This is a genomic window from Pseudomonas nitroreducens, from assembly GCF_014204515.1.
Lineage (GTDB): Bacteria > Pseudomonadota > Gammaproteobacteria > Pseudomonadales > Pseudomonadaceae > Pseudomonas > Pseudomonas nitritireducens_A.
The window spans coordinates 1-26,628 of the sequence record NZ_JACHLI010000029.1; the positions used below are offsets into that span (position 1 = coordinate 1).

Genomic DNA, 26,628 nt, shown 5'->3' on the forward strand with positions numbered 1-26,628 from the left:
CTGAGCCCCGTTCAATACAGGGCTCAGTCATTGGCAGCTTAGCGGCCCAGTCCAACTGTCCAACTTTCGGGGGTCAGTTCAATCGCGGGGCTTTTGCATGGGGCTGGCTCAGTACTTCGCGCCGGCCTTGAGCTGGGCCTCGGCGGCCTTGGCCAGGTCTGGCGGGAGGAAGTCCTTGTCCGGGTTGTAGTCCGGTTTCAGGTAGGTGCCCAGCGCCTCCAGGTCGGCTGGCGCGAGGGTGCCGGCGGTCTGCTTCAGGCTCAGGTTGTCGAGGATGTAGTCGTAGCGCGTGTTGTTGTAGTCGCGCACCGAGTTGTACAGCGAGCGCTGGGCGTCCAGCACGTCGACGATGTTGCGGGTGCCGACCTGGTAGCCGATCTCGGTGGCTTCCAGCGAGCTCTGGTTGGAGATGATCGCCTGGCGGCGTGCCTTAACCTGTTCCACGTCGGTGTTCACCGCGCGGTGCTGGTTGCGCGCGTCCTGCACCACCTGGCGGCGCTGGCTTTCGCGCAGCTGCTCGCTCTGGTTGAGGCGCTGGTAGGCCTCGCGCACCTGGGAGCTGGTCAGGCCGCCGCTGTAGATCGGCACGTTCAGCTGCAGGCCGATGCTGCTCTGGTCGACGTACTTGCCGTAGTGAGGCTCACTGCCGTCGTTGGCGAAGCCCAGGGCATCGTTGTCACCCTTCTGGTACTGGGCCACGGCGTCAACGGTCGGCAGGTGGCCGGCCTTGCGCTGGCGCAGGGTCTCTTCGGCGGCGTCGACTGCGTAGTTGCTGGCCTGCAGGCGCAGGTTCTGCTGCACCGAGGTGTCCACCCAGGCCTTGGCGTCGTTGGGCATCGGCGGCACCACCGGCAGGGAATGGAGGATGCCTTCGATGGAGCTGTATTCGCGGTTGGTCAGGGTCACCAGCGCCTGGAAGGCGTCATCCACCTGGCGTTCGGCGACGATCCGGTTGGCCCGCGCGGTGTCGTAGCCGGCCTGGGATTCGAGCACGTCGGTCTTGTCCGACAGGCCGACGTCGAAGCGTTCGTTGGACTGGTCGAGCTGGCGTTTGAACGCCGCTTCCTCGGCCTTGCTGGCGGCCAGGTTGTCCTGGGCGCGGAGCACGCCGAAGTAGGTCTGGGCGGTCTGCAGGATCAGCTGCTGCTGGGTCGCGGAGAATTCCAGCTGGGCCTGTTCGGTGGTGTTTTCCGCGGCCTTGAGCTGGAACCAGCGGTCCGCGCGGAACAGCGGTTGGCTCAGGCTCGCCTGGACCAGCTGGGTGTTGCGGTTCAGCGTGGCGCTGGGAGTGTCCAGCGAGGTACGGGTCTGCCCGGTGCTGGCGCCGGCGTTGATCTGCGGCAGCAGGCCGGAACGCGCCTGCGGCACGGCTTCCTTGCGCGCCATGTAATCGGCCTGGGCGGCGGCGAGGTCGGCGTTGTTGTCGACGGCGTCCTTGTAGACGCTGATCAGGTCGGTCTTGGTGGGCAGAGGGGAAGCGGCCGGAGCGGGCTGTGCAGCCCAGGCAAAGCCTGTCGTTGCGGCAACAGCGACAGCCAGAGAGAGTCTGCGCAGCATTCGTTCGTCCTGGAAAGTGATGCGAGGTGGGGCAAGGCTACGGTCGCCGCCGACGGCGGTCAAGGCACGTTCGTACGAGGCTTCCGAGCCAGGAGTGTAGCTGGCTGAAGGGGAGTACGGATATTTCGGTCAGACGGCGTTGGCTTATCCAGGTGCACTTGATTAGACTGCGGGCGTTCTTGTCGGGGTGCCCCATTGCGAGGGGCTGAGATCGGATAGTTCCGGATCCCGTTGAACCTGATCGGGTTAGCACCCGCGTAGGGAACAAGAAGACCGCATCCCGCGGCGTATTCCGCCCCGGCCCCAGCCCTTCACGGGATGCGTTCCTTCGCTGCAGCAAGCAGCTCCTCTCGTTCCAGGTTCTCCCCGGCAATCAACCCCAGGAGAGCCAGGATGAGCACCCAGAAGAACAACGTCACCCGCCTTGAACAGCTCGACCGCCAGTCGACCCAGCCCTTCCCCAATTCGAAGAAGGTCTACCTGACCGGCTCGCGCCCGGACATCCGCGTCCCGGTGCGGGAAATCTCCCTCGCCGACACCCCCACCGCCTTCGGCGGCGAGACGAACGCCCCGGTGATGGTCTACGACACCTCCGGCCCCTATACCGATCCGGACGTGCGCATCGACCTGCGCAAGGGCCTGCCGGACGTACGCTCGCGCTGGATCGACGAGCGCGGCGACACGGAAATCCTCCCCGGCCTGACCTCCGAGTTCGGCCAGGCGCGCCTGGCCGACGCCAGCCTCGACGCCCTGCGCTTCGCCCACGTGCGCACCCCGCGCCGGGCCAAGGCCGGTGGCAACGTCACGCAGATGCACTACGCGCGCCAGGGCATCATCACGCCGGAGATGGAATACATCGCCATCCGCGAGAACATGAAGCTGCAGGAAGCCCGCGCCGCCGGCCTGCTGGACGCCCAGCATCCAGGGCAGAGCTTCGGCGCGAGCATCCCGAAGGAAATCACTGCCGAGTTCGTCCGCGAGGAAGTCGCCCGCGGCCGCGCCATCATCCCGGCGAACATCAACCACATCGAACTGGAACCGATGATCATCGGCCGCAACTTCCTGGTGAAGGTCAACGGCAACATCGGCAACAGCGCGCTGGGTTCTTCCATCGAGGAAGAGGTGGAGAAACTCACCTGGGGCATCCGCTGGGGCGCCGACACGGTGATGGACCTGTCCACCGGCAAGCACATCCACGAGACCCGCGAGTGGATCCTGCGCAACAGCCCGGTGCCCATCGGCACGGTGCCGATCTACCAGGCGCTGGAGAAGGTGGGCGGCGTCGCCGAGGACCTGACCTGGGAAATCTTCCGCGACACCCTGATCGAACAGGCCGAGCAGGGCGTGGACTACTTCACCATCCACGCCGGCGTGCTGCTGCGCTACGTGCCGCTGACCGCCAAGCGCGTCACCGGCATCGTTTCCCGCGGTGGCTCGATCATGGCCAAGTGGTGCCTGGCCCATCACCAGGAGAATTTCCTCTACACCCACTTCGAGGAAATCTGCCAGATCATGAAGGCCTACGACGTCAGCTTCTCGCTGGGCGATGGCCTGCGTCCGGGCTCGGTGGCCGACGCCAACGACGCCGCGCAGTTCGGCGAGCTGGAGACCCTCGGCGAGCTGACCCGCATCGCCTGGAAGCATGACGTCCAGGTGCTGATCGAAGGCCCCGGCCACGTGCCGATGCACCTGATCAAGGAGAACATGGACAAGCAGCTGGAGTGCTGCGACGAGGCGCCGTTCTACACCCTCGGCCCGCTGACCACCGACATCGCGCCGGGCTACGACCACATCACCTCGGGCATCGGCGCGGCGATGATCGGCTGGTTCGGCTGCGCCATGCTCTGCTACGTCACGCCCAAGGAGCACCTGGGCCTGCCGAACAAGGATGACGTGAAGACCGGCATCATCACCTACAAGATCGCCGCGCACGCCGCCGACCTCGCCAAGGGCCACCCGGGCGCGCAGATCCGCGACAACGCGCTGTCCAAGGCGCGCTTCGAGTTCCGCTGGGAAGACCAGTTCAACCTCGGCCTGGACCCGGACACCGCCCGCGCCTTCCACGACGAGACCCTGCCCAAGGACTCGGCCAAGGTCGCGCACTTCTGCTCCATGTGCGGGCCGAAGTTCTGCTCCATGAAAATCACCCAGGAAGTCCGCGACTACGCCAAGGTGAATGGCCTGACCGATGAGCAGAAGGCCATCGAGGCCGGCTTCCAGGAGCAGGCCGCGCGCTTCAAGGACGAAGGCTCGGTGATCTACAAGCAGGTCTGACGACCTGGCCACAGGCTACAGGCCGCAGGCTGCAGGCGTAGAGCCGCTCTTGCCTGCAGCCTGTCGCCTGAAGCCTGCCGCCCATTCCAACAACTTACGAGCCTTGCACCCATCGTGACTGCTATCGACTATTCACCGAGCTTCGCCGTGGGCAGCGCCCAGCGTGTGCTCGGCCTGCGCGACCTGTTCTCCCTCTGGTTCTCCCTGGGCATCGGCCTGATGGTGCTGCAGACCGGCGCGCTGCTGGCGCCGGGCCTGGGCCTGGCCGGCGCGCTGGGCGCGATCCTGCTCGGCACCCTGGTCGGCGTATTGCTGCTGGCCAGCGCCGGGGTGATCGGCACCGACACCGGCCTGTCCGCCATGGCCTCGCTCAAGCTCAGCCTGGGCAGCCACGGCGCCGCGCTGCCGGCGCTGCTCAACCTGCTGCAGCTGATCGGCTGGGGCGCCTTCGAGATCATCGTCATGCGCGACGCCGCCAGCCTGCTGGCGAGCCGCGCTTTCGGCGAGGGCAGCACCTGGACCAGCCCGGCCCTGTGGACCCTGGTGTTCGGTGCGCTGGCGACCCTGCTGGCGGTGGCCGGCCCGCTGGCCTTCGTGCGCAAGGTGCTGCGCCGCTGGGGCATCTGGCTGCTGCTCGCCGCGTGCGTGTGGCTGACCTTCGACCTGTTCCAGCGCGCCGACCTCGCCGCGCTCTGGGCCAAGGCCGGCGACGGCTCGCTGTCCTTCGCCGTGGGCTTCGACATCGCCATCGCCATGCCGCTGTCGTGGCTGCCACTGATTGCCGACTACTCGCGCTTCGGCAAACGCGCCGGGCACACCTTCACCGGTGCGGCGCTGGGCTTCTTCATCGGCTGCTTCTGGCTGATGGGCCTGGGCGTGGCCTACACCCTGGCGTTCGCCCAGGGCAGTGACGCCAATGCACTGCTGCTGGCGCTGGCTGGCGCCGGCATGGGCATTCCGTTGCTGCTGATCCTGCTCGACGAGTCGGAGAAGGCCTTCGCCGACATCCACTCGGCGGCGGTGTCCAGCGGCATCCTGCTGCCGCTCAAGGTCGAGTGGCTGGCCCTGGCCATCGGCGTGATCTGCACCCTGATCGCCTGGTTCGCGCCGCTGGCGCAGTACCAGAACTTCCTGTTGCTGATCGGCTCGGTGTTCGCGCCGTTGTTCGGCGTGGTGCTGGTCGACCACTTCGTCCTGCGTCGCCGTGCGCCCGCCGCAATCCCCCACGGCCTGCGCTGGGGCTCGCTGCTGGCCTGGGGCGGTGGCGTGGTGGTGTATCACCTGTTGGCGAACTACCAGCCGGACCTGGGCGCGACCTTGCCGGCGCTGGTGGTAGCCGGCGTGCTGCAGCTGTTGCTGGGGCGTGCGGGTGTGAAGGTGCCGGCTTCGGCCTGATGCGGTTCGCGAGCAAGCTCGCTCCTACAAGAGCCGGAACACCAATGTTCACCCTGTAGGAGCGAGCTTGCTCGCGAACCCGCCCAATGCCGGCCTGGCCGGCTGATCGCGGATGAATCCGCTCCTACGCACAGGTTGAACTCGGCGTAGGAGCGGACTCCGTCCGCGATGACTTTCCGGCGGCTCAGGGCTTACTTACTGTGCTCCCCGCCCCGGGAAGTAATAGGTCTTCACGATACCGTTCAGGCGCGGATACGGAATCTTCAGCTCCGGGTGTCCGACCGAGTGCGGGGCGATGCGGTCGATGTCGTATTTCAGCGTCAGCGCGCCGAAGGTCAGGGCGAAATGCTCGGTGGGCTGGAACGGCCAGTCCTTCGAGAAGTTCGGGTCCTGCTCGTCCAGCTTGTTCTGCAGGATCCACGCCTGGTGCGCCATGCGCGCCACCTTCCAGAAGTTGTCCTGCTGGCCGGGCTGGAGAATGTCCTGCAGGCTGAGCACCTTGTGGATGCGTCGATCATAATTGATGAAAGCGCGGCCCGGCTGGCCGTACTCGCCGCCGCTGAAGCGATAGCTGGACAGCTCGATGATCACCAGACCGTCATGCTGTTCGCGGATCTTGGCCTGCAGGTAGGAGCTCCAGCCGGGCTGGGCGGAATCCAGGAAGCGTTTTTCGTAGACATCGAGGCTGGCGGGCGCGGCGCCTTCGCCGTCGCGGGCGAGTTGCAGCAGCTGGGCATTGATCGCCTCGTTGAGCGCCGGCTCGTCGTCGAAGCTGACGCTGTCTAGATTGAACAGAGGGCATTGCTCGCCCTGGCAGCCCGGCTTCTGGTGTTCGAAGGCGGTATGACGGGCGGCCAGCGGTTCGTCGAGGCCGGGCTTGAACAGCCCCTGGCATGCCCCCAATAACAGGCAGATGCTGCCCAGGGCTGCAAGTTTCAGAAGTCGCATGGGAATCCTTGTCGTTGACGTTCGCCGGCAATGGAGTGGTTCGACCGCCATCGGCGCTGCCGGTTCGGCGGCTGATTATGAACCACTTTGCGAACCCCGGCTGCGTGCGGTGGTCACAGCCAGTCCGGCCGCCCGCCTGGCGGCAAAAGAGGCTGCGTCGCCCTCGGCGGCGCGATAGGATGGCGCGAAGTTCAACGTACTGATCAGCAGGAACGGGAGTAGGAACGGGATGTCGGAAACGTTCAAACCAGGCCCCCAGGACATCGAGATCCAGAAGCGCGAGCAGTGCTTCAAGGGCTTCTACAAGGTCGACCGCCTGCACCTGCGGCATCGCCAGTTCGCCGGCGGCATGGGCCCGGTGCTCAAGCGCGAGTTGTTCGTGCGCCACGATGCCGTGTGCGTGCTGCCCTACGATCCACAACGCGATGAAGTGGTGCTGATCGAGCAGTTCCGCGTCGGCGCCATGGACGCCGGGGTCAATCCCTGGCTGATGGAGCTGGTCGCCGGGCTGATCGACAAGGACGAGGAGCCCGAAGAGGTCGCCCGCCGCGAAGCGGTGGAAGAGGCCGGCCTGACCCTCGGCGCACTCTGGCCGATCGCCCAGTATCTGCCGTCGCCCGGCGGCAGCAACGAGCTGGTGCATCTGTTCGTCGGTCGCTGCGACAGCAGCAACGCCTCGGGCATCCACGGGCTGGAGGAGGAGGGCGAGGACATCCGCGTCCACGTCATGCCGTTCGAGGAAGCACTGCAGGCCGTGCGTGACGGTCGCATCAACAACGCGGCGAGCATGCTCGCCCTGCAATGGCTGGCGCTCAATCGCGCCGAGGTAAGGGGGTTATGGGTGTGAATCTGCTGCGCGAGCGCTATCGCGTCGACCTGGCGGGGTTGCAGGCGACCTGCGAGGCGAACTACTTGCGCCTGATGCGCCTGTTGCCGGAAATGCGCGAGGCCCAGGTCTCGCGCCGCGTGGCGCTCAGCGAAGGCGAGCGGCTGCTCGGCGTGCTGGCGCTGGACGTGATCGAAGCCTGTCCCTACACCACCGTGCTGCAGGTGCGCCAGGAGCTGGGCCTGCCCTGGCTGCCGGCGCCCAAGCTGGAAGTACGGGTCTACCACGACGCGCGCATGGCCGAAGTGGTCGGCGCCGAGCAGGCGCGCCGCCTGCTGGCGATCTACCCCTATCCGAACCAGGCGATGCACCAGCCGGACGAGAAGAACCAGCTCAACCAGTTCCTCGGCGAATGGCTGAGTCACTGCCTGTCCTGCGGCCACGAGCTGGAGCCGGTGCTGCAACGCTGACATTGCTTTAATGGCCACCTGCCATGATAGGCTGCGCGCCCATCGAACACTCGTGCCCCTAACTGTGATCTGTGACGCTTTCCCGGTTTGCCCAGGGGGGCGCCTGTCACCATACTCGTCACGAATCCCCCGCACGCCCGCCTCACAGGAGAAGGCGCATTGCCCACCCAGCCCACCGCTTCCGATTCCGTCGTGGTCGTCCAGCTGTCCGACAGCCACCTGTTCGCGCAGGAGAACGGCCGTCTGCTGGGCATGGACACCGCCGACAGCCTGACCCAGGTCGTACGTCTGGTGGGCGAGGAGCAGCCGGCGATCGATCTGGTGCTGGCCACGGGTGACCTGTCCCAGGATGGTTCGGTCGAGTCCTACCAGCGGTTCCGCGCCATCACCGCGCCGATCGCTGCGCCGACCCGCTGGTTCCCCGGCAATCACGACGAAATGGCGCCGATGCGCGAAGCCGCCGCCGGCACCGACCTGCTCGACCCGGTGATCGACCTGGGCGCCTGGCGGGTGATCCTGCTGGACTCCACCATCCCCGGCGCGGTGCCGGGGCAGATGACCGTCGAGCAGGTCCAGTTGCTGGAGCGCGCCATCCAGGAGGCGCCGGACAAGCACCTGCTGATCAGCTTCCACCATCACCCGGTGCCCATCGGCAGCCAGTGGATGGACCGCATCGGCATCTACAACCCCGAGCGCCTGTTCGCCGTCATCGACCGCTACCCGAATGTGCGCTGCCTGCTCTGGGGCCATGTGCACCAGGAAATCGACCAGATGCGCGGCGATGTGCGCCTGCTCGCCTCGCCGTCCACCTGCGTGCAGTTCACCCCAGGCAGCGAGGACTTCTGCGTCGACAGTCCGGCACCGGGCTACCGCTGGCTGCGCCTGATGGCCGATGGCGAAGTGCAGACCGGCGTGTCGCGGGTTACCGGCATCGACTTCGAGGTCGACTACAGCATCAAGGGTTACTGACGCGCCGCCAGGGGGGCGTTGCGACGCTGACCCACTTGCGGCATGCCACTTGCAGCTTGTAGCCTCCCGGCCCATGACCGCATTCCTCTATATCCACGGCTTCAACAGCTCGCCCGGTTCGCAGAAGGCCCGCCAGTTCACGGCCGCCCTGCAACGCCTGGGGCTGGCCGACCAGTTGCGCGTGCCTGCGCTGCACCATCACCCGCGCCAGGCCATGGCGCAGCTGGAAGCCGCCGTTGCCGAACTGGGCCAGCCGCTGCTGATCGGCAGCTCCCTGGGCGGCTATTACTCGACGTACCTGGCCGAGCGCCATGGCCTCAAGGCCGTGCTGATAAACCCGGCCGTGGCACCGCACCGGCTGTTCGACGGCCAGCTCGGCGCGCAGACCAACTACTACAGCGGCGAGACCTGGGAACTGACCCTCGATCACGTCGCCGCGCTGGCGGAACTGGAAGTCCCGGCCCCCGTGGATGGCTCGCGCTACCAGGTGTGGCTGCAGACCGCCGACGAGACCCTCGACTACCGCGCCGCCGAGCGTTACTACCGCCGCGCCGCGCTGCGCATCGAAGCCGGCGGCGACCACAGCTTCCAGCGCTTCGTCAGCCAGTTGCCGGCACTCCTGGCCTTCGCCGGGGTGCCGTCCAGCCAGTGGCGCGACGTCGATTTCGCCGAATTTGAAGCCATCACCTCTTCGACTGATTGAGCAGGAACCCCATGGCCCAGCAGAACGCCTATAACGCAGACGCCATCGAGGTTCTCTCCGGCCTCGACCCGGTGCGCAAGCGCCCGGGCATGTATACCGACACCTCGCGGCCCAACCACCTGGCCCAGGAAGTCATCGACAACAGCGTCGACGAAGCCCTCGCCGGCCACGCCAAGAGCGTGCAGGTGATCCTCCACGAGGACAACTCGCTGGAAGTGATCGACGATGGCCGCGGCATGCCGGTGGACATCCACCCCGAAGAAGGCGTGCCCGGTGTCGAGCTGATCCTCACCAAGCTGCATGCCGGCGGCAAGTTCTCCAACAAGAACTACCAGTTCTCCGGCGGCCTGCACGGCGTCGGCATCTCGGTGGTGAACGCGCTGTCGACCGTGGTCGAGGTGCGCGTCAAGCGTGACGGCAACGAATACCGCATGACCTTCGCCGACGGCTTCAAGTCCAGCGACCTGGAAGTGATCGGCACCGTCGGCAAGCGCAACACTGGCACCAGCGTGCACTTCTGGCCGGACGCCAAGTACTTCGACTCGCACAAGTTCTCGGTCAGCCGCCTCAAGCACGTGCTCAAGGCCAAGGCCGTACTCTGCCCGGGGCTGCTGGTCAGCTTCGAGGACAAGTCCAGCGGCGAGCGCGTCGAATGGCACTACGAGGACGGCCTGCGTTCCTACCTGGTCGACTCCGTCTCCGAGAACCTGCGCCTGCCCGACGAGCCGTTCTGCGGCTCGCTGGCCGGCAACAAGGAAGCGGTGGACTGGGCCCTGCTGTGGCTGCCCGAGGGCGGCGAATCGGTGCAGGAAAGCTACGTCAACCTGATCCCCACTGCCCAGGGCGGCACCCACGTCAACGGCCTGCGCCAGGGCCTGCTGGACGCCATGCGCGAGTTCTGCGAATTCCGCAACCTGCTGCCGCGCGGCGTCAAGCTCGCCCCGGAAGACGTCTGGGAGCGCATCGCCTTCGTCCTCTCGATGAAGATGCAGGAGCCGCAGTTCTCCGGCCAGACCAAGGAGCGCCTGTCCTCCCGCGAGGCCGCCGCGTTCGTCTCCGGCGTGGTCAAGGACGCCTTCAGCCTGTGGCTCAACGCCCACCCCGAGCTGGGCCTGCAGCTGGCCGAACTGGCCATCAGCAACGCCGGCCGCCGCCTCAAGGCGGGCAAGAAGGTCGAGCGCAAGAAGATCACCCAGGGCCCGGCGCTGCCGGGCAAGCTGGCCGACTGCGCCGGGCAGGACCCGATGCGCGCCGAGCTGTTCCTGGTGGAGGGTGACTCCGCCGGTGGTTCGGCCAAGCAGGCGCGGGACAAGGAGTTCCAGGCGATCATGCCGCTGCGCGGGAAGATCCTGAATACCTGGGAAGTGGACGGCGGCGAAGTGCTCGCTAGCCAGGAAGTCCACGACATCGCCGTGGCCATCGGCGTCGATCCGGGCGCGGCCGACCTCAGCCAGCTGCGCTACGGCAAGATCTGCATCCTCGCCGACGCCGACTCCGACGGCCTGCACATCGCCACCCTGCTGTGCGCGCTGTTCGTCCGTCACTTCCGCCCGCTGGTGGAAGCCGGCCACGTCTACGTCGCCATGCCGCCGCTGTTCCGCATCGACCTGGGCAAGGAAGTCTTCTACGCCCTGGACGAGGCCGAGCGCGACGGCATCCTCGACCGCCTGGCCGCCGAGAAGCGCCGGGGCAAGCCGCAGGTCACCCGATTCAAGGGCCTGGGCGAGATGAACCCGCCGCAGCTGCGCGAAACCACCATGGACCCGAACACCCGCCGGCTGGTCCAGCTGACCCTGGAAGACGCCGAGGGCACTCTGGAGATCATGGACATGCTGCTGGCCAAGAAACGCGCCGGCGACCGCAAGTCCTGGCTGGAAACCAAGGGCAACCTGGCGGACTTCGCCTGATGCGCTGGCTGCTGGCCTCGCTCGGCCTGCTCGCCAGCCTCACGGTTGCCGCCCAGGCGCCGGCCGAGGCGCCCGCCCAGACCGCAAAAGCGGCCGCGCCGGCTGCCGCTCCGGTGGCGCCGGCGGCGTTGCAGTTCGTCGCCGAGCACCCGGTGGACGGCATGCCCAGCGGCAACCTGTCCGGGCTGGCGCTGTGCGGCGACGAGATGTGGACGGTGTCCGACCGCGACGACGATCGTATCTACCGCCTGCTGATCGACGAAACGCCGGGCAAGGCCTGGCAGGCCAGTGCCGAGCCCTTCGTGGTGCCCGGTACGCCGGAAAGCGGGCTGTCCTGGGGCGCCAAGGCGCGTGTCAGCGTCGGCGGCCTGCTGCGCGGCGGCGCCATGGATTTCGAAGGCATCACCTGCGACCAGGCGGGCAACCGCTACGTGGTCAGCGAAGGCTACGCCGCCGTCCTGCTGCTGCCCGCCGCCGGCGAGCCGAGCTGGCTGCCGCTGCCGCAGAGCCTGCTGCGCCAGGCTCGCGCCAGTGGCCTGCTGATGGAGTTCAACGCACTCTACGAAGGCATCGCCGTCAGCGCCGATGGCAAGCAGCTGTGGCTGGCTGCCGAGCGCCAGCGCCGCGGGCTGCTCAAGGTGCACAACGAGAACGGCAGCTGGAAGTGCGCCGGCAACTGCGTCCTGCTCAGCGAAGGCGGCACCGCGCTGCCGCCGCCGGAGCTGGGCGGCGACCGCGCGTTGCCGATCGATTTCTCCGACCTCGCGCTGTACAAGGACAAGCTGTTCACCCTGGAGCGCCTGGCGCACCAGATCTGCCGCCGCGACCCGAATACCGGTGCGCAGGAGCTGTGCTGGTCGTTCGCCGCTGGCGCCCTGGCCCCGGAGCGGCGCTACGACCTGCCCTACGGCGTGGCCGAGGCCCTGGTGCTCGACGACAAGGGTGTCTGGATCGGCCTGGACAACGGCGATCACGCCCGCGCCGATGGCGATATCCGTCCCTTTGTGCTGCGCTTCGCCGCGCCGGCCGGTGGCTGGCTGGGTGGCAAGTGAGCGACGTGGCGCCGGGCAGGCGGATGGGCAAGGTCATGATGTTCCTCGCCTGGGGCGCGGGCATCCTGCTCGCCACCCACTATTTCGGCGCCTGGGAAACCCGCCAGCACAATCCCAATCCGCAGCCGCAATCGACCCGCGTCAACGGCGATGTGGAGGTGCGGCTGGTGGGCAATCGCGCCGGCCACTATGTGGTGGACGGCCTGATCGGCGACGAGAAGGTCACCTTCATGCTCGATACCGGCGCCACCCAGGTGGCCCTGCCGAAGCGCCTGGCGGATCGCCTGGGGCTCAAGCTCGGCGCACCGATCACCCTGGACACCGCCAATGGCCGCAGCCAGGGCTGGCGTACGCGCCTGCCCAGCCTGCAGCTTGGCGACATCCGCCTGACCGATGTGCCGGCGCTGATCGCGCCGGGCATGGAAGGCGACGAAGTGCTGCTCGGCATGAGCGCACTCAGACAACTGGATTTCACCCAGCAGGACGGCACCCTGGTGCTGCGCCAGCGATCTACACCGTGAGGCACGCATGAGCGAAACCCTCGATCTGAGTCTGGAGGGCGTGGAGCGCCGGTCACTGGCCGACTTCACCGAACAGGCTTACCTGAACTACTCCATGTACGTGATCATGGACCGCGCCCTGCCGCACATCGGCGACGGCCTGAAGCCCGTGCAGCGGCGCATCGTCTACGCCATGAGCGAACTGGGCCTGGACGCCGATTCCAAGCACAAGAAGTCGGCGCGTACCGTCGGTGACGTGCTGGGTAAATACCACCCCCACGGCGACTCGGCGTGCTACGAAGCCATGGTGCTGATGGCCCAGCCGTTCTCCTACCGCTACCCGCTGGTGGATGGCCAGGGCAACTGGGGTGCGCCGGACGATCCCAAGTCCTTCGCCGCCATGCGATACACCGAGGCGCGTCTGTCGCGCTACGCCGAGACCCTGCTGTCCGAGCTGGGCCAGGGCACCGCGGACTGGGTGCCGAACTTCGACGGCACCATGAACGAGCCGGCCGTGCTGCCGGCGCGCCTGCCCAACCTGCTGCTCAACGGCACCACCGGCATTGCCGTGGGCATGGCCACCGACATTCCGCCGCACAACCTGCGCGAAGTGGCCGCGGCCTGCATCCGTCTGCTGGATGAGCCGCAGGCGACCATCGTCCACCTGATGGAACACGTGCAGGGCCCGGACTTCCCCACCGAGGCGGAAATCATCACCCCGCGCGCCGACCTGCAGAAGATCTACGAAACCGGCCGTGGCTCGGTGCGCATGCGCGCCGTGTACCGCGTCGAGGACGGCGACATCGTGGTCACCGCGCTGCCGCACCAGGTCTCGGGTGCCAAGGTGCTGGAGCAGATCGCCGGGCAGATGCAGGCCAAGAAGCTGCCGATGGTGGCCGACCTGCGCGACGAGTCGGACCACGAGAACCCGACCCGTATCGTCATCATCCCGCGCTCCAACCGCGTGGACGCCGAAGAGCTGATGACCCACCTGTTCGCCACCACCGACCTGGAAAGCTCGTACCGGGTGAACATGAACGTCATCGGCCTGGACGGCAAACCCCAGGTCAAGGATCTGCGCCAGGTGCTCAGCGAGTGGCTGACCTACCGCACCGACACCGTGCGTCGCCGCCTGCAGTTCCGCCTGGACAAGGTCGAGAAGCGCCTGCACCTGTTGGAAGGCCTGCTGGTCGCCTTCCTCAATCTCGACGAAGTCATCCACATCATCCGCACCGAGGACCAGCCCAAACCGGTGCTGATGCAGCGCTTCGAGCTCTCCGAGCTACAGGCCGACTACATCCTCGACACCCGCCTGCGTCAGCTGGCGCGCCTGGAAGAGATGAAGATCCGCGGCGAGCAGGACGAGCTGGCCAAGGAGCGCGCCAAACTGCTGGCCATCCTGGGTTCCAACGCCAAGCTGCGCAAACTGGTGCGCGACGAACTGCTGGCCGACGCCGAGACCTACGGCGACGACCGTCGTTCGCCCATCGTCGCCCGCGCCGAAGCCCGCGCCCTGTCGGAAACCGAGCTGATGCCGACCGAGCCGGTGACCGTGGTGCTCTCCGAGAAGGGCTGGGTGCGTTGCGCCAAGGGCCACGACATCGACGCCACCGGCCTGTCGTACAAGGCCGGCGACGGCTTCAAGGTGGCTGCGCCGGGCCGTTCGAATCAGTACGCGGTGTTCATCGACTCCACTGGCCGCAGCTATTCGCTGGCCGCCCATAGCCTGCCGTCGGCCCGCGGCCAGGGCGAGCCGCTGACCGGCCGCCTGACCCCGCCGCCGGGGGCGAGCTTCGACCGCGTGCTGCTGCCCGAGGACAGCGCGCTGTACGTGCTGGCATCGGATGCCGGCTACGGCTTCGTCGCCAAGGGCGAGGACATGCAGGCCAAGAACAAGGCCGGCAAGGCGCTGCTCAGTCTGCCCAATGGCGCGCAGGTCATGGCGCCGCGTCCGGTCAACGACCTGGAGCAGGACTGGATCGCCGCCGTCACCACCGAAGGCCGTCTGCTGCTGTTCAAGGTCTCCGACCTGCCGCAGCTGGCCAAGGGCAAGGGCAACAAGATCATCAGCGTGCCGGGCGATCGCGTGGCGAGCCGCGAGGAGTACCTCACCGACCTCGCCGTTCTTCCGACGGGCGCGACCCTGGTGCTGCAGGCCGGCAAGCGGACGCTCTCGCTCAAGGGTGACGACCTGGAGCACTACAAGGGCGAAAGGGGCCGTCGGGGCAACAAACTGCCGCGCGGTTTCCAGCGAGTGGACGCCTTGCTGGTAGAATCGCTGTCTCAGGATTGAAACGCGGTTGGATACATCCTGCCTCTGGAGCTGAGGCGCCGGTTAGGGGATGATACGTCCCTTTAGGCAACCGGCGCCTTTGTGCGTTGCCTGAATTTTTATTCGTTTTGTTGGAAGTAGCGCCGATATTCGGCGAATGACGGTGATCCAGATGAGCGCATTACGCGCCTTGGCCTATCTTTCCCTCGTCAGCCTGCTCGGGCTGGCGGGCTGCACGGTGAATCGACCCACCCAGCTGTACCAGCTGGATGCGGGTGCCGTTCCGGTTCCGGAACGTGACAACGGTGTCGCTGTGCTCCTCGGTCCGGTATCCCTGGCCGATTACCTGAAGCGCGAGACCATGGTCCAGCGCCAGGCTGACGGAATCCTCAACCTGTCCACCGAGGCCCGCTGGGCCGGCAGCCTGGAGACCAACGTCAGCCAGCAGCTGATGCGCCTGCTCTCCAGCGAGCTGGATAGCACCAAGCTCGCGCTGTTCCCGGAAAAGCCCGGCTTCACCCCGCAGGTCCAGGTCATGCTGACCATCAGTCGCCTGGACTCCGGCCCCAAGGAGCCGGCGGTGCTGGAAGCGCGCTGGCGCCTGCTCGATCCGAAGGGCGAGCTGCGTGACAGCCGCGTCTTCCGCGAGCAGGAGGAACACTCGGGCAGCGTGCAGGACCAGGTGCGCGCCCAGGGTGACCTGCTGCGCAAGCTGTCGGTGCAGCTGGCGCGCGACGTGCGTCCGGTGGCGACCGCGGTGGCCGAGCAACAGGCCGCGCCGCCGCGCAAGCCGGTGGTGGCCAACACCGAGCCGGTGGCCAAGCCCAAGGAAGAGGGACCGAAGATTCCGCTGGTGGTGCCGATCCGCACCGATGTCGAGGTCTACCGGTTCTAGGTCGGGCTTTCCACGATGCCTCCTGCCACGGCCCGCTGAGCTCCGCTCCGCGGGCCGTTTCGTTGCTGTCGGGCCTGCGTTTGACATCTTCTTGACGGCCGCTGTGCTATCAACGCGCGCTGGTGCAGGTTGCTGGGCGCACGGACTTTTCCGCGCGGAACCTGCAAGAGACTCGCGCGTGTCGTCATTCTCCTCAACTTCCGTTATGCCGGCCGATACTGCCCTGGGCCGCCAGACGCTTTGCGTGATGCTGGCGGCACTGGTGCCGTTCCTGCTCGGCGTGCAGGGCGATGCCTTCGTCGGCTTCGATTCGCGCTTCGTGCTGTTCGCCCGCGAAATGCTGCGCCACGGGCCGGGCTGGTTCCCGACCACCTACGGCGCGCCCTATCCGGACTATCCGGCGACCTCGACCGTCCTCACCTATCTGCTGTCGCTGCCCCAGGGGCGCGTCAGCGAGTTCACCGCCTGGCTGCCCACTGCCGTGGCGGCAGCGATCTGCACTGGCGTGGTCTATCGCCTGGTGGCGCCGCTCTCCCGCCAATGGGCGCTGATCAGCGTGTCCATGCTGTTGCTCACCGCCACCTTCGTCAGCGAGACGCGCGCGGTGTCCCTCGACCTGATGGTCGCCGCCGTGGGGCTGCTGGCCTTCTACGTCGCCTTCCACGCCGAGCGCCATGGCGTGGCGGGCCTGCTGCTGCGCCTGTTGCCGCTGCTGCTCGCCGGATTCGCGCTGCGCGGCCCGCTGGGGCTGGTGGTGCCGGCCGGCATGGTGTGCAGCCAGCTGCTGCTGGATCGGCGCTGGAAGGCGCTGTTCGGCTTCTCCGCGGGCGCGCTGGCGCTGCTGATCGTCTGCGTACTCGGCTTGATCGCCCTGGCGCGCTCGAGTGGCGGCGAGGAGTTCGTCGGAGACGTCCTGCGCATGCAGGTGATCGGTCGCCTGGACGGCAGCGCCGGCTCCAGCGACGCGCTCTACTACTTCCGCAGTTCGCTGGGCAACTACGCCCTGGCGTTCCCGCTGGCGCTGCCGGCCCTGCTGTTGCTGTGGCAGCGCCGCAATGACCCGGCGGCCCGCCTGGTGGCCGGTTGCGCCCTGGCGGCCCTGGTGGTGATGGCCGGTCTGTCGGTGCCGCAGGCGAAGAAGGCCCGCTACATCATTGCCGTCGCGCCCCTGGCGGCGATCATCGCCGGCTACCCGTTCATGGTCGCCGGCGGCCGCCTGGCCGGCCTGCTGCGCGGTGTGCTGCGCGGCCTCTGGCTGGCGCTGCCGGTGCTGCTGCTGGCGGGGGTGTGGTTCGCCTGGCGGCGTTATCCCCAGGAGCTGGCCGGTCTCGGCTGGCGCCTGCCGCTGTGCATTGCCCTGCTGGCCGGGTTGCTCGTGCTGGCGGCGCTGCGCTGGCGGCAGCCGGCCACTGCGGCACTGTGTGCGGCGCTGGCGTTGTGGGGCGGCTACATCCTGGTGTTCGAGCCGGTGGAGCATCGCCTGTACGATTCGCAGGCCTTCTCCGCCGAGGTTGCCCGTCAACTGGACGCCAGCCCGGCGCCGCTGGTGCTCTACGGCATGGGACGGGACGCGCAGGCGATCAAGCTGATGGTCAACCTCGATCGCGACCTGCAGCCGCAGTTCCCCAGCTCTGCGCAGCAGCTCGCCGCCCTGCGCGGGCCGCTGCTGCTGGTGATCGAAGCGCACGACCTGGCGCGCCTGTCCGCCGAACTGCCCGGCCTGCCGCCGCCGCTGTTCAGTGGCCGCTTCAGCAACGACGACTACCGTCTGCTGCGCCTTGCGGGAGCGAGCCCGTCGCCGTGAGGAAAGCGTTCCCGACCCTGCTCGCCGGCAGCCTGCTGCTGGGCGGATGCAACGACTCCGATACCCAGGACCAGCTGGAGCGCAGCCAGGCGTTCTTCCGCCAGCACCCGCTGCCGGCGCTGCAGATCGTTGCGGGCAACGGCAGCTTCGTCCTGCCGCTGCTGCCCGACACCCAGTACTACGCGGAGAACAACCACCGCGAGGGGCACCTGCTGCGCAGCGAGCAGCGCTATCCGGACCTGCCTTACCCGCCGGCCATGGCGTTCTTCGCCCAGACCTTCTGGCTGGCGAAGAATGCCGAGGCGCTCCAGGTGCCGCTGGTGGTGCACCTGGGCGACGTGGTGGAGAACTCCACCGTCGCCAGCCAGTGGCAGACCGCCAGCGGCGCCATGCGCACTCTGGAGGAGCGCGGCGTGCCCTACAGCATCGTCACCGGCGAGCGCGACGTGCGCAGTGCGGCGACGGCGGATGACCAGCGCTCCTTCCTCGACGAGTTCAAGGACCATTTCGGCCCGCAGCGCGCCGCCTGGCAGAGCACCTATGTCGGCAGCGATCCCAGGGGCCTGAGCCAGGTCCACCTGTTCCAGCGCTATGGCCAGTCGTTCCTCCTGCTGGCGCTCGACTGGAGCCCCTCGGAGGCCACCCTGGCCTGGGCCCAGGCGGTACTCGACGAGCACTCGCACATCCCGGCGATCCTGGTTTCGCACAACATCCTGCGGCGCAATGCCGAAGGCGTGGCGGAGTTGTCCCGCGAGGGCAGCGCCAGTGGTCCGTTGCTCTGGGAGCGGCTGATCCGCCGCAACGACCAGGTGTTCCTCACGCTCAGCGCCCATGCCGATGGCGCGGCGCATGTGCGGATGCTCAACGACCTGGGGCACAGCGTCGACATGATCATGGTCGACTACCAGCACCAGTACCTGGGCGGCAACGGCCTGCTGCAACTGCTGGAGCTGGACCTGCGGCACAACCGCCTGGGGGCGCTGGCGCTGTCGCCCTGGGTGCTGTGGAAGCAGCAGTTCTACCCGCAGGCCTACCGGCCCTGTGCTTCGCCGCAGGCGCTGGGCGATTGCGACCAGTTGATGCCGCAGGCGTCGCCAGGATGGGACAACCGTTTCCAGATCGAGCTGGACTACCAGGCGCGCTTTGCCGGCTTCCAGGGCTACAGCGCGCGCTTGCCGCTACAGAGTGGCACCGCTTCGCTGCTGGAGCAGCTGCAGGCGCAGCTCGCTCCGCGCTGAATCAGGCGTCGCGGCGCAGCAGGCGACGCAGGCCGATGCCGCCCAGGGCCAGCAACAGGCAGGGCAGCCAGACCCAGCGCGCTTCCGAGATCAGCACTTCGACGCCGCGCGCGCTGAGGAAGCGCGACAGGCCGATGGGCGAGACTTCGATCGGGTGGAAGGGCAGGAAGTAGCGCTGCTCGCTCCACGGCCAGAACCAGGCGACCCCCAGGCCGCCATCGGTCATGGCGTCCAGCACACTGTGCGAGGCGGTCGCCAGGCCGATCCACAGGCCGGCCTTCAGCGGGCCGCTATCGAGCAGGCGGCAGCACAGCGCGCCGAGCACTCCGATGCACGCGGCGAACAGCAGCGAATGGCTGAAACCGCGGTGGCCGAAGGCGTCGTGGTAGGCGATGCCGAGCTTGAAGGCGACCACGTCGAGGTCGGGCAGGCAGGCGGCAAGCATGCCTGCCAGCAGCAGGCGCGGCGGGATGAAGCGCGAGCCGAGCGCCAGGCCGACGGCCAGCGCCGGCAGGGGATGGGTGATCAGGGTGGTCATGGAATCCGTTCCACGTGGGGCCGGGCGGCCCCCGTCTCTCTTATTGCGGGTCAGGTGGTGCGCAGTGCGCGCATGCGCGACAGCTGGCGTTCGAGCATCGAAGGATAAGGCTCTTTCAGCCACTCCACACAGCAGGCATTTTCCGGGCTGGCGATCGGACGGATGCGTGCGCGCTCGCGGACTTTTTCGTCGTCGCCGATGGATTTCTCCACCAGCAGCAGGTTGCGGCTGTGCTGGCTGAGGGCCAGGGCGTCCTGGGCGGCGCTGTCCTGCAGCAGCTCGGCCTGCTCCAGGTCGGCGACGTCCTCGCCCAGCACCAGGCCCAGTTGCAGTTGCAGGGTAATGCCGCTGTCGGCCACCTCGATCTGCAGGGCATGGCCCAGGGCACGCATCAGCTCGCCGCAGCACAGCGCGTTGGTGAGGAATTCCTCGTCCTGGTCGCGGCTGTGGAAGAGGATCAGGCTGCCGCCGTCGCTGAGGGTGTACAGCGTGCCCTTGTACAGGCGCGCGGCCTGTTCCAGGCAGTCACGGTAGCGCTCCAGCAGGTCCACCAGACGCGCGCGGGGCAGGCGGCGCAGCTGTTCCTGGGCGCCCAGCTGCACGGCCAGCACGGCGCTGGTGCCGGCGGAAACCGGCTCCGGCTCGGCTTCGGGCTCTTCCTCGACGCCGATCTCGTCGTCGGTCTCATCCTCAGCCAGTGCCGCGAATTCTTCCTCGGGGAAGTCGTCATCGGCGCTGGGTTTGCGGCGGGCTGCGGGGGCGAGCAGTTCGTCGTCGGAGAAGATGTTTTCGTCGAATTCGTGCTCATCGCCGGCCTGGACGTCACCCAGTGCGGGCTCCTTGGCGGCGGCCTTGGGCGCAGCCTTCGGCCGCGGCGCAGGGGCACTGACCACCGGCTCGGGCGCTGGCGGCTTCTCCGGTACCAGGCGCGACTGCAGCTGGCGCGCGAGGTCGCCGATCTCGTTCTGCAGGTCGGCGCCCGGCGCGGGGTCGTCCGGGTCGCGCAGCCAGACACGAAGCTGTAACAGGGGTGTGGAAATCTGCCGGCCCAGACGCAGACCGAAGGTCAGCGTGAGCAGCAGCAGGATCAGGCTGATCAGCCCCATGCTCTGCAGGCTGACGGTCATCGGCTGCTCGAACTGGTGCATGTCGAGGCTGATGCGCAGGTGCCCGGCGATCACTTCCTGGAAGGTGATGGGCGTGGAGTACAGGCCCTCGGCATCACCCAGCAGGCCCTGCTTGGGGCGGGTGCCGGATTCGGCGAGGATGCGGTTGTCCACGCTGTAGATGGCGGCGTGGGCCACCAGCGGGTTCTTGGTCAGGTTGTTGAGCAGCACGTTGAGGCTGAGGATGTCGTTGGACACCAGCAGCTCGGTGGCGGACTGTGCCGTCTGCGTGGTCAGGCTCTGGCCCAGGGCATCGGCCTGCTGCTGCATGGCCTGCTTGAACTGCATGCCCATCACCCAGGCGTAGATCACCAGGGCGGCGGCCACCAGCAGCAGACCGTGGATGGCGATCCGCAAGGCGATCGGCACGCGGCGCTGGCGCAGGGCGTGGAAGAGCAGCAGGAAGAAATTGTCGGGCTTGACGGAGGTGGGCCGGGTCACAGCGGGCTCGGTCTTCTTTAAGGGCAGATGCCGGGCAGTATAACGAGGCCCTACCGGGGGGCAAAGCGCCGCAGGCGCTGTCAAGGCGGCGAAAGTCGGCGTGGGCCGCCGAACCTGCGTCCATTCCGATCGACGGCGCCGTGCTTCCAGGGGGCGAGCGGAGCATCCGCCGGCGGTGAAAGCAGGTAGAATGTCGGCCTTTTTTCCATGGCGGAGACAGCGCCTTGCGCGAGATCGTCCTGATCAACATCACCGGGGAAGACCGCCCCGGCCTCACCGCGGCCATTACCGGCGTCCTCGCCCAGGGCGGCGTGAACATCCTCGACATCGGCCAGGCGGTGATCCATGACACCCTGTCCTTCGGCATCCTGGTGGAAATCCCGGATGACGAGCGGGCCAAGTCGGTGCTCAAGGACGTGCTGTTCACGGCCTACAAGCTCGACCAGCAGGTGCGCTTCACGCCGGTGTCCGAAGACGATTACCGCCTGTGGGTCGGTGGCCAGGGCAAGCCCCGCCACATCGTCACCCTGCTGACCCGGCGGGTGACCGCCGAGCAGTTGCAGCGGGTCAGCTCGATCACCGCCAAGTACGGCCTGAACATCGACCAGATCGATCGCCTGTCCGGGCGCATGCCGCTGGACATGCCGGCCGACCAGGGCAAGGGCTGCATCGAGTTCTCCGTGCGTGGCGAGCCCGCCAATCCGGCCGCCCTGCGCGCCGAGTTCCTCAGCGTGGCCCAGGAGCTCAACGTCGACATCGCCTTCCAGCAGGATTCGGTGTTCCGCCGCAACCGTCGCCTGGCGGTGTTCGACATGGACTCGACGCTGATCGAGGCCGAGGTGATCGACGAGCTGGCCAAGGCCGCCGGCGTCGGCGAGCAGGTCTCGGAAATCACCGAGCGCGCCATGCGCGGCGAGCTGGATTTCCGCGCCAGCTTCAAGGAGCGCCTGGCGTTGCTGCAGGGCCTCTCCGAGGACGTGCTGGAAGAGATCGGCGCGTCGCTGCGTCTGACCGAGGGCGCCGAGACCCTGTTCGCCGAACTCAAGCGCCTGGGCTACAAGACTGCGATCCTTTCCGGCGGTTTCAGCTACTTCGCCAAGCAGCTGCAGGCCAAGCTGGGGATCGACTACGTGTTCGCCAACGAACTGCAGATCGTCGACGGTAAGCTGACCGGCGTGGCCATCGAGCCCATCGTCGACGCCCAGCGCAAGGCCGACCTGCTGCGCGAGCTGGCGGCGAAGGAAGGCCTGCAGCTTGAACAGACGATTGCCGTGGGCGACGGCGCCAACGACCTGCCGATGCTCGGCCTGGCCGGCCTGGGCGTGGCCTTCCGCGCCAAGCCGCTGGTCAAGCAGTCGGCCAAGCAGGCGATCTCCACCCTCGGGCTGGATGGCATCCTCTATCTGCTGGGCTTCCGTGACCGCGAAGGCGCCTGACTGGCGCTGCTCAACGCCGGAATGAAAAAGCCGCCCCTTGGGGCGGCTTTTTTGTTTGGCATGGGCACGCTGTGAAGTGAACCCGATCGCGGACAGAGTCCGCTCCTACGCCAAGGCCGGACGTAGGAGCGGACTCCGTCCGCGATGGTTTCTCCCCCAATGCCGAAACTGCACGGTGACTACTCGTCCGACGCGAAGTCGTAGTCCATCGCCTGGCTCGGGCCCTGCAGGTAGCGGCCCTGGATGTAGTTGGCGCCGGCCTGCCAGAGCGTGGCCAGGGCGCTGGCGCTTTCCACCATGGGCACGATGGTCAGCTTGGCCTGGGCATGCAGGCTGGCCATCAGGGTCTTGAGGTTTTCCTGGTTCTCGGCGGCGCTCAGGTCCTGCACGTAGGAGCCGTCGACCTTCACGAAGTCGACATTCATGTGCTTGAGCGTGTTGAACGGGTTCAGCGCGCAACCGAACTGGCACAGGGCGATCTGGCAGTGCAGCTCGGCCAGGCCCTGGCTGAGCGCCTTGGCCTGGCGCAGGTAGGCGATGGCGTCCGGCTCGTTGATCTGCACGATCAGCGCATCGGCCGGCAGGCGCGAAGCCTTCAGCGCCACGCTGAGCCACGGCAGCAGCTCGGGGTCCTGCAGGCTGGGGCCGGAGAGGTGCACGAACAGCTTGGTCTCGTGGCCCTTGGCACGGTGCTCGGAGAGCAGCTTGATCGAGTTGAGCAGCACCCAGCGGTCGATCTTCTCCGACAGCCCGGCAGTCTTCGCCGCATTGAGGAAGTCCGCCGGCGGCACTTCCTCGCCCTGCGGATTGAGCAGGCGCAGCAGCACTTCGTAGTGTTCGTGGGTATCGCCGCGCAGGCTGATGATCGGCTGGAACAGCAGGCGGAAGCTGTTCTGCTCCAGCGCCTGGCGGATGATCGCGGCGATATCGCCGCGGTAGGCGGCGGCGGCCAGTTCATCGGCCGGGTTGTAGGTCTTCAGGCCGTTGCCGTCCTTCTGCGCCACTTCGTCGGCGGCGCGATGGGCGCGCTCGATGACGTCCTGGGCGCGGGTGGTCTTCTCGTCCAGGCCGGCGACGCCGATGGACAGGGTGACCTGGGCGGTGCGGCCGTGGATGTCGAACAGGTGGCTCTCGACCTTCTTCAGCAGTGCCTGGAAGCGCGCCCCGGATTGCTCCGGGTCTTCCCCTGGCAGCAGCACGGCAAACACGTCGTCGCTCAGGCGCGCCAGTTGCGCCTGTTCGGGGAACTGGCCGCGCAGCAGGTTGCCCAGGTCGGCCAGCAGCAGGTCGATACTGGCCACGCCGAGGTTGAGCTGCAGGGCCTGGGCGCGGTCCAGCTGCATGTAGGCGAAGGTCGCCGGCTGGCCGGCGGTCACTGCGCGCTCCACGGCGCTGTCCATCAGGTCGAGGAAGTGCGCGCGGTTGTACAGGCCGGTGACCAGGTCCTGGCTGCTGACTTCGCGCAGCTTCTCTTCGAGCTGGGCGTTGTCGGTCTCGGCGCGGATCACTACCTGGATGCACGGCTCGCCGTCGTAGGTGGCCGGCGAGAAGGTCATGCGCGCGGCAAAGGCCTGGCCGTCGCTGCGGATGCCGCTGCAGGCCAGCTCGACGTTGTCTTCGCCGCTTTCCTTGGTGAGGTGGTAGCCCTTGAGGAAATCCTTGAAGTTGCCCTGGTCGCAGCCGGCGATCAGGTCGATCATCGGCATGCCTTCCAGTTCCTCGGCGTCCTCGTAGCCGAACAGGCCGACGTAGGCGCGGTTGGCGTAGATGTGCATGCCGTCGTGGACGTAGGTGATGGCGTCCACCGAGCTGTCGAGCAACAACTGGCAGCGCTTCTCCGCTTCGCGCAGGGCGACTTCGGCGGAGCGTCGCGCGCGGCGCTCCTCGAGGTTGGCCAGCTCGCGGTTGGCTACCAGGATCAGGCGTTCATCCTCGCCCTGCGGCAGGGCATCCTGGGCGCCGAGTGCGAGGGCCTCGGTGACGGCGTCGGAATCGTTGCCGCCGACCAGCTGGATGAAGGGGATGTCCTTGGCCTGACGACGGATCGCGCCCAGCGCTTCGCTGGGATCCAGCGCCTCGGCTTCGGGGGCGGCGATCAGCAGGTCCCAGCCCTGGGGCAGGACGTCCGTCAGGTCTTCACTGGAAGTGATGCGGTGGACGCGGGTCGCACGACCGGCGTTGCGGAACAGGCTGACCAGGCGCTCGGCTTCGTTCTGCGAGTCTTCCAGGATCAGCAGGCGGATGGTTTTCTTTTCATTGGCCATGGGGAAGGCTGCTTATACCGCGCTGGACGGCAGCAAAAAGGCGACGAATGGGAAGTCTCCGGAATCTACAGAGACTTCCACAGCGAGTCAAAGTCTTCCTCCCCGCCAGGCCCACGAGCGTTCGGTGCTGTGATGGGCTTATCGCTCGGGGCGCCCGCCGCGTCCTGCGCCTGGTATTCGAACTGGGTGAAGCTGGCAGTGGCGGTGACCTTGCGCGTCAGGCTGGCGCGGCGCTCGTCGCCCTGCAGGTTGATCTGCACGCGGTTGCCTTCCTGGAAGGGCAGGCGCGGGGTGATGACGGTGGCCGGGCGGGAGATCGCGGCGATTTCCGGCAGCAGCAGGGCGCGCAGGTACTGGCTGCCCTGTTCGGTCTTGCGCAGCAGTTGCAGGCCGCAGGGCTGGGCCAGCGGAGCGATCAGCTCGATGCCCATCTGCGTGCCGCCACCGCGTACCTGGCGGATCCAGCGCACCACGGCGATGCTCCAGCTCTGCTCCGGGGAATCCTGGATGCCGAGCAGTTCACCGGCCTGCAGCTGGCTGGGGATTTCCTTCGGCCAGGTCAGGCAGTAGCCGCCGGGGCTGTGGTTGACGATGGCCAGGGTGTAGATCGGGTAGTCGTCGCGCGGGGTTTCCTGCGTCGAGCTGACGCCGGTGTCTTCGCTGCTGCGCGGCGCGGTGTATTCGATTTCCTCCAGCGGCATGCCGGGCTGCCAGTCGTTGACCTTCTGCGCATCGAAGGCGCTGGACCAGGCATCGTTGGTCTCCGCCTTGAAGGAGGGGGCCTGCTCCTGCACCTGGATCTTCAGTACGTCGGCGAAGCTGCGGCGCCCGGCGAGGAAGTAGTGCAGGGCGCTCATGCCGATGCACAGGGTCAGCTGGCCCTGGCCGGGGGTGCGGTTGAAGGTGCGTTCGGCGATGTCGCCCCAGGCCGCCGCGAGGTGCTGCAGCAGGTCGATGCTGACGCCTTCGGGGACCTTCAGGCGCGCCTTGGGACGGTCCTCGGCGCTGAGCATCAGGTATTCGCGGATCTGGTCCACCAGCGGTTGCGGGTCGATGCCCAGGCCGCCGCCGAGATCGCTTTCCTTGAACAGGGTGCGGTAGCGCGGCGGGCCGTCGACCTGCGGCATCACCACGAACAGGGTGGAGGGCTGGTCGGCGGCCTGCACCCTGACCTGCGAGCTCCAGCCTTCGAGGACTTCGGCGACGCGGGCGATGTTGTTCTGGCGCATCTGGTTGCAGCGCGACGAGCCGAGCATCAGTGCCACCAGGTAGGACTGCTCGATGGACAGCCCCTGGGACTGCCGCGCCAGGGCATCGCGCACCGGAGTGTTCTGCAGGCCGTGCTGGCGGGCGAGCTGGTAGAGCTGATGCAGCTCCAGCCAGAGGTGTTCGGGTACCGGGCAGTACAGCTGCGAGGCTCGCACCAGCGGGCCGCAGAGGCTGCGGATGGCGCGCTGGATGGCGGCGGTCATCACCTGGGCGCGTTCGCGGGTGAAGCGCGATGCCTCGCGCACGGCGATCAGCTTGTAGCCGATGGCCAGGTGGTTCTGCAGGGCCTGGCAGAGGTTGGCGACCTTGCGCGGACGCTCGTCGAGGACGATGGACTGGTTGAGGAAGTGCCGTTCCAGGTTGTGGCAGACGAAGTGGACTTCCGGGCGGATCAGTTCCAGCAGTTGCAGGCGCGTCTCCACCGGGAGCTTGAGCTGATTGAGCTCGATCAGCCCCTGGTAGAGCTGGCGCGCGGTCTCCCCCAGGTTGGCCTTGGGCAGATGGTCCAGCCAGTTTTTCAGCTCGCGCGTGTTGGCGTTGCAGAAACTCAGGCTCTCGTGCGTCGGCGTGGGGACACGTAGAAACTGCTGGGGACTGTTGTCCATGGTTGGAATGGTTTCTCCACAAGCTGGCCCGTTGTACGAGCCAGTTGGTCATAGCTGTCGGCTTTTTCCGAACTCTAGCAGCATCCGCCGCCCACCGCA

The 26,628-nt window shown here is 67.4% G+C and carries 20 protein-coding genes and 1 riboswitch; of the genes, 14 read left to right on the forward strand and 6 right to left on the reverse strand.

Annotated features, from left to right (window positions below):
* Window positions 1–108: 108 nt before the first annotated feature.
* Window positions 109–1,557 carry a TolC family outer membrane protein gene (locus HNP46_RS26945; RefSeq protein ID WP_184595138.1) on the reverse strand — a complete coding sequence of 483 codons (1,449 nt, stop codon included), beginning with the start codon at window positions 1,555–1,557 and terminating at the stop codon, window positions 109–111.
* Window positions 1,558–1,730: 173 nt separating this feature from the next.
* A riboswitch (TPP riboswitch) is annotated at window positions 1,731–1,838 on the forward strand.
* Window positions 1,839–1,950: 112 nt separating this feature from the next.
* On the opposite strand from HNP46_RS26945, the gene thiC reads away from it, so the two are divergent.
* Together thiC and cytX are read left to right on the forward strand one after the other, a co-directional pair.
* Window positions 1,951–3,831 (forward strand): phosphomethylpyrimidine synthase ThiC, encoded by a 1,881-nt coding sequence (gene thiC / locus HNP46_RS26950; protein ID WP_184595140.1) that lies wholly within the window; start codon window positions 1,951–1,953, stop codon window positions 3,829–3,831.
* A gap of 111 nt (window positions 3,832–3,942) precedes the next feature.
* Window positions 3,943–5,226, forward strand: coding sequence for a putative hydroxymethylpyrimidine transporter CytX (cytX, locus tag HNP46_RS26955; RefSeq protein WP_184595312.1), 1,284 nt, complete (start codon window positions 3,943–3,945; stop codon window positions 5,224–5,226).
* A gap of 195 nt (window positions 5,227–5,421) precedes the next feature.
* Here cytX and HNP46_RS26960 read toward each other — a convergent pair whose 3' ends face one another.
* Window positions 5,422–6,174: an RsiV family protein gene (locus HNP46_RS26960; protein ID WP_184595142.1), complete on the reverse strand. Its 753-nt coding sequence runs from the start codon at window positions 6,172–6,174 to the stop codon at window positions 5,422–5,424.
* Window positions 6,175–6,403: 229 nt separating this feature from the next.
* Here HNP46_RS26960 and HNP46_RS26965 point away from each other — a divergent pair, with 229 nt between their 5' ends.
* The 11 genes from HNP46_RS26965 (at window position 6,404) to HNP46_RS27015 (ending at window position 18,810) form a co-directional block, all read left to right on the forward strand.
* Window positions 6,404–7,021 carry an NUDIX domain-containing protein gene (locus HNP46_RS26965; RefSeq protein WP_017520423.1) on the forward strand — a complete coding sequence of 206 codons (618 nt, stop codon included), beginning with the start codon at window positions 6,404–6,406 and terminating at the stop codon, window positions 7,019–7,021.
* Window positions 7,012–7,470: a DUF1249 domain-containing protein gene (locus tag HNP46_RS26970; RefSeq protein WP_045216166.1), complete on the forward strand. Its 459-nt coding sequence runs from the start codon at window positions 7,012–7,014 to the stop codon at window positions 7,468–7,470. Before HNP46_RS26965 ends, HNP46_RS26970 begins: the two co-directional genes overlap by 10 nt.
* Before the next feature lie 159 nt (window positions 7,471–7,629).
* Entirely contained in the window at window positions 7,630–8,439 is an 810-nt protein-coding gene (cpdA, locus tag HNP46_RS26975) for a 3',5'-cyclic-AMP phosphodiesterase (protein ID WP_184595144.1), read from the forward strand.
* Window positions 8,440–8,512: 73 nt separating this feature from the next.
* Window positions 8,513–9,142, forward strand: a complete 630-nt coding sequence (locus tag HNP46_RS26980) for a YqiA/YcfP family alpha/beta fold hydrolase (RefSeq protein WP_184595146.1) — start codon at window positions 8,513–8,515, stop codon at window positions 9,140–9,142.
* 11 nt (window positions 9,143–9,153) lie between these two features.
* Window positions 9,154–11,049, forward strand: a complete 1,896-nt coding sequence (gene parE / locus HNP46_RS26985) for a DNA topoisomerase IV subunit B (RefSeq protein ID WP_184595148.1) — start codon at window positions 9,154–9,156, stop codon at window positions 11,047–11,049.
* On the forward strand, window positions 11,049–12,101 hold the full coding sequence (locus HNP46_RS26990) for an esterase-like activity of phytase family protein (RefSeq protein WP_184595150.1): 1,053 nt from the start codon (window positions 11,049–11,051) through the stop codon (window positions 12,099–12,101). The genes parE and HNP46_RS26990 overlap by 1 nt, the downstream gene beginning before the upstream one ends.
* Window positions 12,098–12,622, forward strand: coding sequence for a retropepsin-like aspartic protease family protein (locus tag HNP46_RS26995; protein ID WP_184595151.1), 525 nt, complete (start codon window positions 12,098–12,100; stop codon window positions 12,620–12,622). The genes HNP46_RS26990 and HNP46_RS26995 overlap by 4 nt, the downstream gene beginning before the upstream one ends.
* Window positions 12,623–12,629: 7 nt before the next feature.
* A complete protein-coding gene (gene parC, locus HNP46_RS27000) occupies window positions 12,630–14,894 on the forward strand; it encodes a DNA topoisomerase IV subunit A (protein ID WP_184595153.1) in 2,265 nt (754 codons plus the stop codon).
* A 151-nt stretch (window positions 14,895–15,045) separates the two neighbouring features.
* The gene (locus HNP46_RS27005; protein ID WP_184595155.1) at window positions 15,046–15,768 is read left to right on the forward strand and encodes a PqiC family protein; all 723 of its coding nucleotides are present in this window, start codon (window positions 15,046–15,048) and stop codon (window positions 15,766–15,768) included.
* Window positions 15,769–16,015: 247 nt separating this feature from the next.
* A complete protein-coding gene (locus HNP46_RS27010) occupies window positions 16,016–17,572 on the forward strand; it encodes an ArnT family glycosyltransferase (protein WP_184595314.1) in 1,557 nt (518 codons plus the stop codon).
* Entirely contained in the window at window positions 17,569–18,810 is a 1,242-nt protein-coding gene (locus HNP46_RS27015; RefSeq protein WP_184595157.1) for a calcineurin, read from the forward strand. Before HNP46_RS27010 ends, HNP46_RS27015 begins: the two co-directional genes overlap by 4 nt.
* 1 nt (window position 18,811) lies before the next feature.
* Here the strand turns inward: HNP46_RS27015 and HNP46_RS27020 are convergent, their stop codons facing one another.
* Window positions 18,812–19,348 (reverse strand): metal-dependent hydrolase, encoded by a 537-nt coding sequence (locus HNP46_RS27020; RefSeq protein WP_184595159.1) that lies wholly within the window; start codon window positions 19,346–19,348, stop codon window positions 18,812–18,814.
* Window positions 19,349–19,398: 50 nt separating this feature from the next.
* Window positions 19,399–20,955 carry an AhpA/YtjB family protein gene (locus HNP46_RS27025; RefSeq protein WP_184595161.1) on the reverse strand — a complete coding sequence of 519 codons (1,557 nt, stop codon included), beginning with the start codon at window positions 20,953–20,955 and terminating at the stop codon, window positions 19,399–19,401.
* A 224-nt stretch (window positions 20,956–21,179) separates the two neighbouring features.
* Between HNP46_RS27025 and serB the strand changes: the two genes are divergently transcribed.
* Window positions 21,180–22,391 (forward strand): phosphoserine phosphatase SerB, encoded by a 1,212-nt coding sequence (gene serB / locus HNP46_RS27030; RefSeq protein ID WP_184595162.1) that lies wholly within the window; start codon window positions 21,180–21,182, stop codon window positions 22,389–22,391.
* Between the two features lie 179 nt (window positions 22,392–22,570).
* On the opposite strand, the gene HNP46_RS27035 is transcribed toward serB, so the two are convergent.
* Window positions 22,571–24,655, reverse strand: a complete 2,085-nt coding sequence (locus HNP46_RS27035; RefSeq protein WP_184595164.1) for an EAL domain-containing response regulator — start codon at window positions 24,653–24,655, stop codon at window positions 22,571–22,573.
* A 65-nt stretch (window positions 24,656–24,720) separates the two neighbouring features.
* Window positions 24,721–26,529 carry a molecular chaperone gene (locus HNP46_RS27040; RefSeq protein ID WP_184595167.1) on the reverse strand — a complete coding sequence of 603 codons (1,809 nt, stop codon included), beginning with the start codon at window positions 26,527–26,529 and terminating at the stop codon, window positions 24,721–24,723.
* Window positions 26,530–26,628 lie beyond the last annotated feature (99 nt).